General features: G+C 56.8%; 10 protein-coding genes and 2 pseudogenes. 3 read left to right on the top strand and 9 right to left on the bottom strand.

Features of this window, described 5'->3' with window-relative positions; all coding sequences use genetic code 11:
• Positions 1-256 (top strand): hypothetical protein (locus EOC93_RS34505; protein ID WP_206532284.1); only part of this gene is annotated, 256 nt, incomplete at its 5' end.
• A 175-nt stretch (positions 257-431) separates the two neighbouring features.
• Here the strand turns inward: EOC93_RS34505 and EOC93_RS29140 are convergent.
• From EOC93_RS29140 to EOC93_RS29165, 7 genes are all read right to left on the bottom strand, one after another.
• The gene (locus EOC93_RS29140; protein ID WP_206532285.1) at positions 432-1,235 is read right to left on the bottom strand and encodes a hypothetical protein; all 804 of its coding nucleotides are present in this window, start codon (positions 1,233-1,235) and stop codon (positions 432-434) included.
• A 34-nt stretch (positions 1,236-1,269) separates the two neighbouring features.
• The gene (locus EOC93_RS29145) at positions 1,270-1,896 is read right to left on the bottom strand and encodes an autoinducer binding domain-containing protein (protein WP_348627616.1); all 627 of its coding nucleotides are present in this window, start codon (positions 1,894-1,896) and stop codon (positions 1,270-1,272) included.
• The gene (locus tag EOC93_RS35115; protein WP_245461579.1) at positions 1,829-2,008 is read right to left on the bottom strand and encodes a hypothetical protein; all 180 of its coding nucleotides are present in this window, start codon (positions 2,006-2,008) and stop codon (positions 1,829-1,831) included. The genes EOC93_RS29145 and EOC93_RS35115 overlap by 68 nt, the downstream gene beginning before the upstream one ends.
• A gap of 665 nt (positions 2,009-2,673) precedes the next feature.
• Positions 2,674-3,918, bottom strand: coding sequence for an acetyl-CoA carboxylase biotin carboxylase subunit family protein (locus EOC93_RS29150; RefSeq protein ID WP_127206332.1), 1,245 nt, complete (start codon positions 3,916-3,918; stop codon positions 2,674-2,676).
• 401 nt (positions 3,919-4,319) lie between these two features.
• Positions 4,320-5,159, bottom strand: coding sequence for a hypothetical protein (locus tag EOC93_RS29155; protein ID WP_127206333.1), 840 nt, complete (start codon positions 5,157-5,159; stop codon positions 4,320-4,322).
• Positions 5,152-6,408, bottom strand: a complete 1,257-nt coding sequence (gene ectB / locus EOC93_RS29160) for a diaminobutyrate--2-oxoglutarate transaminase (RefSeq protein ID WP_127206334.1) — start codon at positions 6,406-6,408, stop codon at positions 5,152-5,154. Before ectB ends, EOC93_RS29155 begins: the two co-directional genes overlap by 8 nt.
• Before the next feature lie 1,048 nt (positions 6,409-7,456).
• Positions 7,457-8,173 carry an SPASM domain-containing protein gene (locus EOC93_RS29165; protein WP_224571099.1) on the bottom strand — a complete coding sequence of 239 codons (717 nt, stop codon included), beginning with the start codon at positions 8,171-8,173 and terminating at the stop codon, positions 7,457-7,459.
• 718 nt (positions 8,174-8,891) lie between these two features.
• On the opposite strand from EOC93_RS29165, the pseudogene EOC93_RS29170 reads away from it, so the two are divergent.
• Positions 8,892-9,127, top strand: a pseudogene (locus tag EOC93_RS29170) (transposase); the annotation flags it as partial.
• A gap of 16 nt (positions 9,128-9,143) precedes the next feature.
• Here the strand turns inward: EOC93_RS29170 and EOC93_RS29175 are convergent.
• Positions 9,144-9,893, bottom strand: a complete 750-nt coding sequence (locus tag EOC93_RS29175) for a LuxR family transcriptional regulator (protein WP_127206335.1) — start codon at positions 9,891-9,893, stop codon at positions 9,144-9,146.
• A gap of 639 nt (positions 9,894-10,532) precedes the next feature.
• Here EOC93_RS29175 and EOC93_RS29180 point away from each other — a divergent pair.
• Positions 10,533-12,335 (top strand): ABC transporter ATP-binding protein, encoded by a 1,803-nt coding sequence (locus EOC93_RS29180; RefSeq protein WP_127206336.1) that lies wholly within the window; start codon positions 10,533-10,535, stop codon positions 12,333-12,335.
• 653 nt (positions 12,336-12,988) lie between these two features.
• Here the strand turns inward: EOC93_RS29180 and EOC93_RS35615 are convergent.
• Positions 12,989-13,041, bottom strand: a pseudogene (locus EOC93_RS35615) (hypothetical protein); the annotation flags it as partial.
• Between the last annotated feature and the right edge of the window lie 51 nt (positions 13,042-13,092).

Raw genomic sequence — 13,092 nt, forward strand, 5'->3', positions numbered from 1 at the left:
TCTGAAGAGATGGGGTATTCGGTTCAGCGAGCTGAACCGAATACCCCATCTCTTCAGAGAAGCGGCTGCGTTTCATGTCCTGGTCCTCTCGATGGGCCAGAACGAACTTCAAACCGGATTAGATCAGAGGGGCAAGGTCAACTCTAATCTCAGATGGAGGAAATTACCCGTGGCAGGTCACAACGCGCCGACGGGCGCGCTGGCGGTGATAGCGCTGATCACAGGGGCACCGACCGGGTCTTCTCCCGCAATTTGAACGCCGACTGGACCAGATTGCCGTAAAGACGCACCGTGTCATAGAGGCGAACGAGCGTTGCCGTCACCTTGGCGCAAAGGGACGCCGTATTCGAGGCAGAAAGTCCGCGTCTGGTGCGCGTCCTCGCGCAGATCATCTGTCACAGATCTGGCGCAGTGCTTAAAGTTCGACCTGATCAGTTTCCTCTTGCTGCGAAGCTGTCTCTTACTGGAACCGATGCCGCCGTAACTCTGTTCTTATCGCGCGATCGCGCGCTCGAAAGCATCTTCAGGATATCCTCTCGGGTCAACCAAACGAGCCAGTCGTCTTCGTCTATTCCCTGCTCGGGCAAGCGCAGGACTGCTCCATGTGGTTCTTTATGCAGGTAGCCGTTGCGATCCGCGACTCCTTTTTCGACGTTCCAGCCACCAACCAGCGCGTAAATGAAATCCGGCGACCATTTAGCCCAGGCCAGTCCAAATGCGATCCGCGCCAGGCAGGCAAGGAGCCCCCGCCCCCGAAAGTCCCCTCGCAGCCAAAGGTCGCCGCGGTATGCTACAAGCCCGGTAATGCCTCGAGCGGACGGTGCGTAGCAGCTGCACGAAGAACCCGGGCCCGCTTTGAGATCAGGATCCGAGAAGCAGGCTCTCAGCGTCCTAAGGTGCTCATCAAGAGTTGTATTGGTGAGATCGTCCAGCCGCATTGCTTGGACATGCGCTACCCTGTCTTTGTGGTCCCGCCCGATAACCCAAAATGCCGTTCCAGGCGGCAGATCAGAACAGTCCGGACGAAAGTTTGGATTAGTGGGTGATTTTCCAGAAAGCTTATCGGTGATCCTGACATACTCCTCAAAGTCGGCTCCCATGGTGATGTGGAGACCGGACTTGCGCGCCAGTTTGTGCGCTGCACAGATGAAATTCGAAACGTCCAACGTCGTCACGTTACCCTGCATCCCGATACGTCCGTAAAGCTCGTGCTGTTTTCTGAACCAGTTTAACACCGGTAGTTTTCACCCAGACTCCGCCAACCATCCGTCAGGTGGGCACCAGAACCTTTTCTATTTCGACAATTCCAAGGCCGACTGATTTAAAGGCAGCGATCGTTCTGCTGGGCGCGTGCAACTTCCGCAGCACGTTCTTTAAATGGAAATCTACGGTATTTCTTGATACCGCCAGAATGGTTCCTATTTCCCAGGACGACTTACCTCTCGCGGTCCACAGAACCCACTCTTTTTCGCTAGGAGAGAGGTTATTAACTTGGTTCAATGCGCTCGAATCGGGCAATTTTGCAAGTTTCAGACGGAATGGAACGCAGCAAGTTGCAAGTAGGTGAGTGTTCTGTTTTGGAATTCCCGCGCCCAAGGTTGAGCAAAGCTCATGATTGTAAGGCTGCCGGCGGGGCCGTGCAATGGAACAGTAACTCCAGACTTTTAAGCCGAACGCTGCTGCTTCGTCTAGAACGCGCCGTTCATTTTCAGTGCTTGCATTCTTGTAAACCTCGCTCCATCGAAAGGCCCCGATCCCCTTTCGACTTTTCTTAATGATCGGGTCTATTCTACCATAGCCCATTTTGGAGTAGCGCTCCTTCCATTCATCAGGGTAATTCAACATGACCGCCGGATCCGGTCGGGCCGGCTTCAAAACCTTTTTGGTCGGGTGCAAGAGGACCGTAGGCGACCCAGGGGCAATCAAAATTAAACGCAAAGGCAGACAACATGTCGAACAACTGTTCGGATTGAGCAATACTATCAGTCTGGTCGAGAAATCGGTCCAACTCTACCGTATCCCGCGGGCGTCCCATCGTGTCTCCTTCCTTGCATCATTACCGGTGCACCCAGCAGCCATGCGCCGCCGTCGCCCGGCCAGCATGGCAATGCGCTGTCAGTGCGAATCTGACGCCGACCTGAATACTCCATCGGTCGGAGCTACTATCGCTACCTGACGAGGGACCTTCAAAAATTGTGCCAGCTTGGCTGCAAAGATTTTCGTCGGGTTTTCAAAGGACTGGATAGGGTACGCAGGGAGCAGGCCGGACAACACCCTGTCGCAGACTCGACATATGGTACTGATATTCCCCAGACGGATTTGCTCCGTCCCGTCGACCCTTGGCCCCATGGCTATGTCGGACCGACATGCCCCGCGATCGACAACATTATGCGATGACCGCCGCATACCATCGCCCGGCCACGGCGGACGACCTAGAGAGTCCTCGCCATCTTTCCCGCGAGAGTAGCAGCGAGGACATTGTGGGCATTGTTCCCAGAAGCTCGGCAGCCCAGCGGGTTGGCGCTGGTTGCCCCTGCGGCTGAACCTGAGGACGGCATGGGCGCCAACGACAGCAGTAGACGGATATAGCGATCACCCGCTTATTGAGCCGGCCGAGGCGGTCCCCGTCGCCGCTTTCTCTTCATCAGTAGCAAGAGCCCAGATTGTTGGTATTCACCATGGGTCGGGAAATGGTGTGATCGACCAATTGATTAAGTCGACGGCTTGCTGAAGTATCGCCTCGGCTCGAGCATGACTAGGCGAAGCGGCGATGACATGTCCGATGCGGTCTCCCGCATCGCCTCTCCTGATGATCAACGTCTTAGTTTTAGCAAAGGATTTGACCTCGGCGACGCCTGATAAAGCAGCTGCCCGATTGTGGCCATCGATCCGATCGAGAGTGCCATCGCGATCGGCAAATAGGTACCGCGCGGCCACAGTGTGCGAATGCCTTCGACGCAAATCGCATTTCTTGCCTATAACTAGCTTGATGTGCTCGGTGATGAGGTCGACACCATAAGCCAGCTGGACCATCTCAGGAACGGGCGAACCTGCGAGACGCGGATTGACTTCAATGACGACTGGGCCACGCTTCGTCCACCGGAGTTCAATGTTCGCTGGCCCCCAACCAAGGCCGAGAACTCGCAAACAGCTCAACGAGATATCGGCGATACGCGCACACTCTTCATCAGTCAGCGGGGCCGGATAGATGTGACCACGACAGACGAAATGAGGTTGTCCGTAGTCAGCGACGGCAATGCCAATGACCTCATTTCCCATTGCTTCAAGGTTATACTGTGGGCCTTGTGCGAATTCTTCGACCAGGATCCTCGGTGAAGCCTGCCATGTACGTTGCTTTGAGGAAGACAGCCATACGTGCTTCCCGCCCAAAAGATCAGTCGTATATTCGGCCAACTCATCGACGTTGCGGCACAATCGGACACCGCTGCTGCCCATGCCGAAGGCTGGCTTAAGAATCACCGGCAGGCCGATCTCAGCGGCAAAGCGTTCAACCTCCGTCGCATTCACTGCCACGCGGTAAGCAGGTCCTGGGACGCCGGCCTCAGCAAGGAGTTGACGTTGAATGAATTTGTCGCAGCATCGTTCAATCGATGCCGGGTTCGGTCCCGCAAGACCGAAATGACGGGAGAGCTTGCCAGCTGTCGCATAGAAGGACTCTGCGGAGGACGTAATGCCAGCAATGTCATAGGTCGTTCGCAGCAGAGAACATTCGCGGATAAGCGCATCGAGATTGTCTGTATCGACACGGATTGCCTCAATCCCCTTCGCCGCGATGTAGTCGTACTGACCCGGATCAGCCGACAGCATAATGGGATGAAGTCCAAGACGCTGGGCCGATTGGACGTATCGAAGCGTATTCCTTGTGGCTTCGACCAGGACGAGCGCCCTTCTTGCCATTGGCTATTGACTCCGACGCGTGCTGCGGGGCGGTCGAGGTAACGGTCTTAGCTTCTTAGCTGATGACCTGAGACCTCGTTTCGTATTGAACATAGAATCGTCAGCGATTTGCGGTCGAGAATAGCCCCGGCTCGGATCTCGATAAGCTGGTTGGCCGGCGAGGTTTGCCGGCCAACCGCGAACGCCAGGATTGCCGATCAGAACCGGAATCGTGGCGCTCAAGACGCTCCAGCACTCGGCCACCGTCCGGGCAATCGGAACACAGCGCCCGGTCCCCGAGATCGATTCAATCAGCCTTTAGCACGAGTCCGTGGCATCGCTGTTCCGACAGATCTTCGACGCAGCTCGGCCCAATACCTCAGCTTAATTGGCCTTTTAACAAGCTGCTGCGGCATGGACCGTCAGGTCCACCAGAGAACAAGGTCAGGCCGGGCAAATCCGAAAAAGCAATTCAGCACCAGGCGACGCTTTCCGTCGCCTGATTGACCGGTAACCCCGTGAACGAAGCCGCCATCGATTAGGGCGATATCCCCAGTTTTGAGCTCGAACTCGCGGCAAGGGACGGCCTCCAGATAGGCTGCCGAATAGGGATATCCAGTGGTCTCCACACCTTGCGATATCCGGTCCGCAACCGTCGGCTTGTGGCTCCAGAGCTTCAGATTGCCGCCTTGCTCAGGCATGCTGGGATAGAGGTTGAGCGCTGCGACCGTATTGTGCGCCACCGCAGAAAGCTCGTAATCATCGCCAGCACGTAAGACTTGAGCGACGTCGTCGTGGGGATCCAAGGAAAAGGTGCCTGTGCCCGACCAACTGAGGCCGCGACAAACATTGGCCTGGCCGTGTTCGGAACGGGCTAGCCGCAATTCGATTCCCTGGTTGTGAAGCTCTCGCTTCAACGCCCCGAATACTGCTCGAACCGGGTCAACCAAATTCTTAAAAAGGGCATCGACGTACGGCCGCGCGTTTTCGGCGTCTGCGAAATAGGTGGCTGCATCCTTTCTGTAGTGAGATGCGCCGACATATTGTCCGGGCACACCATCTTTACGCTCTCTGAGACCGGAGCTTCCAATAAAGTTCGTAGTGATCTCCTCGGCTACTTCGGTGCTGAAAGCTTGCTTGATGTGCAGAGCGGTGAGCTCACCTTTCAGGACCGAGATGATCTCCGCCGTGTTGATCGACCCGGTCCGTTCTTTGATCAAAACCGGCAAGATGGCTGGCACTTGAGATATCTGACTAGGCATTGTCTTGCTCCTGTAGTGCGTGTTCAAGGATGGTGATGCCACGATCGAGTTCGGCATCGGTGATGGTTATCGGCGGGAGGACTTTGATAACGTCGCGATTTGGCCCCGAGGATTCGATAAGAAGGCCATTTTCGAATGCGACATCGTGCACGCGGCCGACAACTGCCGGTGAACGGCATTTCAGGCCGGCCATCAGACCGCGGCCGCGCTTCTGTTCGATGTACCTCGGAAATTTCGCAACCAGGCGATCGAGGTGCGTTTGCAGCCTGACGGCTGTCCGCTCGACACCTGCAGTAAATTTCCTATCCGACCACATCTTGCACATGGCTCCTGCCGTCACGAAGGCGAAATTGTTGCCTCTGAAGGTCCCGCTATGTTCTCCGGGCTTCCATACGTCCAAGTCGGGTCGAATCAGAACGATGGACAGCGGACTACCTGAACCGCTTAGTGACTTGGAAAGACACACAATATCCGGTTCGATTTTCGCGGACTCGAATGAGAAGAAATCGCCAGTTCGGCCCGCACCCGCCTGAATATCGTCGACGATAAAAACAATGCCGTGAGTACGGCAAATGCGCTGAATTTCCATGAGCCAAGCTGCAGACGCGGCGTTCATGCCGCCTTCCGCCTGGATGGTCTCCAGTATAATTGCGGCAGGCTTTTCTATGCCGCTCCCCGGGTCGCTCAAAACGCTGTCGATGTAACTGGCGGAATCGAAAGCTTGGCTCGGATAGCCGTCATAGGGAACACGGATCACATCGTGGCGAGCGACGCCTCCCAGTTCCCTGGTTGAGGCCGAGCCCGACACCGCTAGAGAGCCGAGCGACATGCCGTGGAACGCATTCGTAAAGGCCATGACGCTCGAGCGGCCGGTGTATTTTCGCGCCAGCGCCAGAGCCGCTTCGTTGGCGTTCGTGCCGGTCGGCCCAGGAAACTGAATCTTGTATGAAAGGCCTCTGGGTTTCAGGATCCAATCGACGAACCCTTCAATGAAGTCACGCTTTGCCGCCGTATGCATATCAAGCGACAGAAGAATGTTCTCACCGACGAGATATTCAATCGCCGGCGCCATGATATCCGGATTGTTGTGCCCGTAATTGAGCGCCCCGGACCCAACGAGGAAGTCGATGTATGCGTTACCGGTCTCGTCCCAGATGGTGGCCCCAAGTGCCCTCGCAAAGACGGCGGGAAACGACCGACCGTAGCGACGAACGTTGGACTCATGGGCCGTGAAAGGGTCGGTGTTCATATTGAGTCCTCTGCACTTGGGTCGTTCAAAGAAGAGAGCGATTAATGGCTGGTTGCTCGCGGTAGATGTTCGTCATCTAACATTGAGAGCAGAATGCCGGAGGCAGCCTTGGTTAGTCTGGTGATGCCGGCATCCTCATCAAATATTGTTGGGTTGCGTTGCCCTCCATTCGGATGCTTTCGAATGTGCTGCAACAGGATGGCTTCTAAAGCTTCCGCGAAAGCATCGCTACTATGGCATCAGGTAGTTGACGTACCACCCATCGCTGCCCATAGCGCCTCCGGACAAATGTCCAAGGAGATCAGCAGGGTCGCGTCGCCAGAGGTTGTGTCGCTCGGCGGTAGCGAAGCCGCTCGCGAGCGCGCTCCTCAATAGCGCCGTAGCGAGCGAGCGGCTTCGCGGCGGTCATCAATATTCGCCGTTCAACCTCGGGCTGCGGACACCAACCTGATTCAAGAAACTATTTGATGACCGATGACACAGCGAAAGCCACGCTCTCTTTGAGAAGAATGCGGATTCCGATCTCTTGCGCGATGACTGGCCCGAGCCGCCGGATCAAGAGGGCGGGGCCGCCGTGGACCCCCTTGACGGAAAGCCCGTTCGTAGGCCAGGCGGAAGCAACCGGGAGACGCGCTGGCGAAGGGCCGCATCGGTTTCGAGAACGTCCACTACCGCGACGGCAACCATCCCCGGCCGCAGCTGGGCTGCTGCCTTCAGGCGAGTCGAAAAGGAGATCGTCCGGGAGGGTGAAGGCGTTGACGAGGTGAGCCGTGAGTAAGCAATCAAGCTCTGATCGGGATCGACTAACACTGTTTCCATCCGACCGATGGTTGACCTGTGATCGGCGTTACCTCAAGCTAGGCAGGCCGACAAGCTCGGTTGGAAGGCGAAGACCTTTCGATGAGCTCGTCTCCGAAATGCTCGAGGCCCACTGCCGCGCCTACAGGAACATACTGGCGTAACGTGAAAACACGATGGCGTCGCGGGCAGGTGCATCTGTCGTGGGGCCATCCGCACTGCCAGGCACGCCCTCTCGGCCGGCATGCACTCAGGTCCGGTCGTTTGGGTCGGCGAATTCACACATCCTGCAAAGCAGAAAACCATCTGCTCCATTCATGCGGTCGACGATTTCGCGAAAAACTGGCTTTTCAAACAGAGCGGAGTAACCCTCATATAGAAGATTGCCCAATACGTGACGCCGTTCAAAATCCATAGAGCACAGGGTAACGTCGCCGTTTGGAAGAAGAACGTTCCGATACTGTCGTGCGTCCACGCAGGTTAGGGCTCCGACCACTGGCTGACGTGGTGCAACGATCTTAGGGTCGACGCTTCCACCCCTACTGCTCACCGGCCGCGCTTTTATCAGGGCTTCGGTAGGAATAATGTCGGCTATATCTGGGTGGGGCTCGCCCAAGGCCACGAATCGGATCAAGGGGATGTCCGCGTCGACGAGTTGACGAACCAGATCGCGATACTTGTCTCCGACCAGGCGGCTGTTCATGTAGGTGCCGTCATCGAAAACATGGACCACGAATACGCCCAAGCGCAAGGCTTGCAATCGCTGCAGGTCCTGCCCGTTCATTCCCACCAGCGTCGTAAAAATCCTGATGCCATGGCCTTTGGCGAAGGCGTGCTCCACCATTTCGGTACAGTCCGGATTGAGCCAAGGTTCGGAGTATCCCGCAAAACCAATGTCGACGGAAGTCGGTACGCGGGCCAGACACCGCTTGAAATCTTCAAGATCCAGATGACTCGCATGAGACACTTTTCTTTGCCGGACCGCGAACTTGTCCTGGGGACAATATGAACATCCTACGACGCATCCCGTGGTCGTCGTTATCTCCAAAACCCTGCCGGCTGTGTTTGCTGAGCGAAGTTCCGGTAAAATCACTGGTGATTACTCCCATCTACTTCCTGCGAAGCGCCACGATGGTGTGCGTGTGCCTTTGGCTTTCTGATACCGCCTGCTGATCTACCGAGGCAACGCAGACATCTACCCTTTTTGGCAGCCTAAGCCGCCCGGTTCACCGATTTGCCGGGCCGACCTTCACAAACTTCCAGCGCGTCGGACCAGAGACAGCATTGCATCTTTCGAGGCATCACTCGCTCCGGAGATGTAGCCTCAACCGTTGGTCGCTGGCCCGTCGCCGAGATGCGCGCGCAGCACCCTCGAACCCGCCGGAGAGAAGCTTTCTGGATGCCGTCGATCATCCTTCATCGAGCGAGTTCCGTGTTCTCATGCGGGTCAGCCCTCACACTATATTGCCGCACATCGACCAGCAAAGGCCGAGCTAGTGCGCCTGGCGCGCAGTTACTGCGAGATAGGCTTCGAAAAGCCCGACAGGGCTAAGACGCTCCGCTGTATTGAACCCGACATGTTTTCTGACGGCTGTCAGATTTTGGACACACATCACTCATCGTCAGTCGCTTAATACGGATGGTAATTTCTTCCAGGAATCGGTGACATTGAACACCACCCTGTCATGACCGCCCAATCTCAGCGAAGCGAACTCAGCATCGCCACCAGGACCAAGCCTGAAGATAAATCCGCCATAGCAGCGTCAACGACATTTTGCTTTCGAACCCGGATGGATTGCACGAGGTGATTCGCGCCGTGATGCAGGAGGTGCTCGAGGCCGAGATGGACGAGGCGCTGGGTGCTTCGAAGAGCGAGCGCACGCCGGAGCGTCTCGGCTATCACGCGCGCTACTACGGGCGGAGAACTAGCTGCGCACCTACGGCGGTTCGATAATCCCAAGTTTCAAAGCTTTTACAACAGCTACCGTTCTGCTGGTCGCATCCAACTTCCGCATTACATTTTTTAAATGGAAATCTATCGTATTTCGTGATCTGCCTAAAATAGTTCCTATTTCCCAAGATGATTTTCCTTGTGACACCAAATCAATGCACTCTATTTCTCTCGGAGAGAGGTTATGAGTTCGTTCCGACGCAGTCGTAGTGTCGAACTTCGTAACCATCCGATGAAACCGCAGCGCGGCCATTTGCAGGTAGGTGATCGCTCTATTCTGCAATTCGCAGTCCGAGGATTGAGCAAAACTCACAAACCTAAAGCTGTCACCAGGGCCATGTAATGGGACGGTAACGCCTGACCTCAAGCCGAATGTTGCTGCTTCGTCCAAGACGCGGCGTCCATCTTCAGTTATGCTTTCATCGGTATACACCTCGCTCCATCGAAAGGGTCCCGCCTCCTTTCGACCTTTCTTGATGAGTGGGTCTATTTTGGCATAGCCCATTCTCGAGTAGCGCTCCTGCCATTCAGCAGGATAATTCCACATCACCACAGAACCCTCTCGGTTCGGCTTGAAAACCCTCTGTTCTGATGCGAGCGACCCATAGGCAATCCACGGGCAATCGAAATTCAGCGCAAACGCAGACAACAGTTCGAACAACTGTTCGGATTGAGCGACATCATCAGTCATCTTGAGGAATAGGTCTAACTCCACCGCAATCCGCCGGAGTTCCATGATGTCTCCTTCATTGCGTTCTCATTGGTGCACAGTTTTGCTCCAACCCAGCCTCGCAACATCCGAAGTCAACGGGACTCGAGCCGGAGTTCCTTCCGCCACCTGGAGTACCCTCAAGAGTTGTGCCAGCTTGCGAGCGAAGCTTCTCCTTCAGGTCGTCAATCGACGGGGGAGGTACCCAGGAGGCGAACCGACAGCACTGTGTCGGGGAGCGCACAATCCGACAGTCGAGCATTCGATTGACGGAATATGGGCAGGAACGTATTCGCGGCGCGCTTTTGAAATCAGCACCTAAGTGCCGGGCCTGAGAAAGCTGCATTGCAACTGTACTTATTTGATCGAGGCAAGAACAAGCTCAAAATTCAATCGATACATCGACCTTCTTTTCCAATCTCCCGAGTTGAGCAGCCGTAGCAATCGTATTCGACTGGATGGCGGCTGACTTTCTCCAGGCTCGGTAACCTGCTGAATTTGTCCTTCGGCTGTTCCCGCTCAGTTGGCACGACTTTTGAACCTCACCATCGTGAGGCGGCAGGAGCTGCCCGCCAAAATTGATGCTGTTATGGGGGAGGTCGAGATTCCAGTTTTGTCTTTTAACGTCTTTGGGACGGAGCGTGTTGATGCGCCCGCTTGGAAACTATGAAACGTTTCCCCGTCCATGGGCGCGGCGCCACTTGTCGCGACGTTTTCGCCTTCACTGTTCGCCTCTGGAACAGGCAGCCGGCCCGGCTCGCGATCATAATGACCGCGATGCTCGCCTCCACGCTGGCTGACGTGTTGATGCCGCTCTATTCTGGCCGACTCATCGACGCTGTTTCTCGTGCTGCTAATGCGGCAGCACCAGCTTCGGATTCAGCTGTTGCAGCATTCTCTGTACCGATTGCATTGGCACTCGGTGGCATTGCCATGCGCCACGTCGCCTTCATTGGCCTGAGCGACCTGGTGTTGAAAATGATTTCCGACGTCGCGACCGAAGCGTTCCATCATGTGCAGCGCTTTTCGACAGACTGGCATGCAAACAGCTTCGCCGGCTCGACAGTGCGCAAGATAACGCGCGGCATGTGGGCGCTCGACCTCCTCAACAGCACGATACTCGTCACGCTGCTCCCGTCGTTTGTCATCTTGATCGGCTCGACGGTGCTGCTCGGCTGGCACTGGCCGGTCATGGGCGTGATCTTTGCTTGCGGCTCTCTCGTCTACCTTGCGTTTTCGATTTCGCTGTCGCTCGGCTATGTCGCGCCAGCGGCGAGCCTTGCCAACCGATGGGACACAAGGCTCAGCGGCGCGCTTGCGGACGCGGTCAGTTGCAACGCTGTGGTCAAGGGCTTCGGCGCAGAGGTTCGCGAAGACGAGCGGCTTGCAAATATCATGACGAAATGGCGGCACCGCGCGCGCCGGAGTTGGGTGCGCGGAACGATCATCGGCTCAACCCAAGGCGTAACTTTGGTTGCGCTCAGGGTGGCGGTGGTCGGATATGCCCTGCTTCTGTGGTCGCATGGACAGGCAACGCCGGGCGAGATAGCATATGTTCTCACGTGCTTCATCGTCCTGCAGGGCTATCTGCGTGATGCCGGCATGCATGTCCGCAACGTGCAGCACTCGGTTAATGAGATGGAAGAACTGGTGGCCATCCACAATCAGCACGTGGATGTTGCCGATCGTCCAGAGGCCAAGCCGATCCGGATCACGAAGGGCCGTATCGATTTCGAGAACGTCCACTTCCGCTACGCCAACCATCCCCTGCCGCTCTATAGCAAATGTTCGCTGTCGATTGAAGCTGGCGAAAGGGTTGGGTTGGTTGGACCCTCCGGTTCCGGCAAGACAACATTCGTGAAGCTGATCCAGAGACTCTACGACCTGAGCGGCGGCCGGATCCTGATAGACGGTCAGGACATCTCCGAGGTGACCCAAGAGTCCCTTCGTTCGCAGATCGCGATCGTGCAGCAGGAGCCGATCCTGTTTCACAGGTCGCTTGCCGAGAACATCGCCTATGGCCGGCCTGGCGCGAGCCAGGCCGAGATCGAGCAAGCGGCACGGCTGGCAAGTGCCCACGAATTCATTGCGCCCCTGCCGAAGGGCTATGGGACATTGGTCGGCGAAAGGGGTTTGAAGCTCTCCGGCGGCGAGCGCCAGCGCGTGGCGATCGCGCGCGCCTTCCTCGCGAACGCGCCGATCCTTATTCTGGACGAGGCCACATCGAGCCTCGATTCGGAATCCGAGGTGCTCATTCAACAAGCGGTGGATCGGTTGATGGTGGGCCGAACCACACTCGTCATCGCACACCGGCTGTCGACGGTCCGCTCGCTCGATCGGCTGCTCGTCTTCGACCGTGGCCGCATCATGGAGGACGGCGATCATGCCGCGCTGATCAATCTCGATGGTGGCATTTACCGCCGCCTCTTCGAACGGCAGGCGTTGGAACTCGCGAAGGGCTTGGCCTGATCGCTAAACCGGCTTGCGCGATGCGCCGAGCCGTTGCCGGAGAGGGGTGTGGCAGTGACGAGCGGCGGGCGTTAGGCCGGCAAAACCAGCACGGCCGGAACTGTCCGCCAAACGGGCGAGCGGGAATGCACCACGTCTAAGCTTCGGCGAATGCGCGCAGTTACACGCGGGCACCGAATTGTCGCGCCTAACGGCGCACGCACCAAAAGGGCGGGAATGTCGACGCCCGGGAAGAGTGCGGCCCTCGCCGTTACCCACATTTCGCCAAAGGAAGCGAAGTCAACGCACATTGAGAGGGCGGTGCTTCCCGGCCGGCTGGGATCCCTGTCGCTGGCCCAACCTACCGCACGCCGGCCACGTCAACGCTTCAAAGTCCCTTCGGTTCGCAAAGTCGTCCCCTTGGAGACCCGGAAGCGCAGGAGCTCCGACCGCAGTCTTCGCTCAACTCTGGCCATCTGCTCCGGGATTGGATTCCGTTCCCTTGCTAGCACAGTGGCAGCTGAGCACGAACTCGCCGGCCTCGTGTCTTTCGATTACGGCCAACGGGCTTAGGAAGAGATTGGATTCGCCGGCCCTCTGCGGAGCGAACATCATCGACGTCCGCGAAAGAGAGCACGCTGCCGAAGTAGCCGGCCTGAAGCAGCAGCGAACAGGCCAGCGTCGTGTCGACTGCCACACGGAGCGAATCCAAAGCGAAGTAAACCATCGACGCATTGCTGCACAGGACCAGCCCCTACGAGCCGACAAAAAGATATGA

Source organism: Mesorhizobium sp. M6A.T.Ce.TU.002.03.1.1 (assembly GCF_003997275.1).
Classification (GTDB): Bacteria; Pseudomonadota; Alphaproteobacteria; order Rhizobiales; family Rhizobiaceae; genus Mesorhizobium; species Mesorhizobium mediterraneum.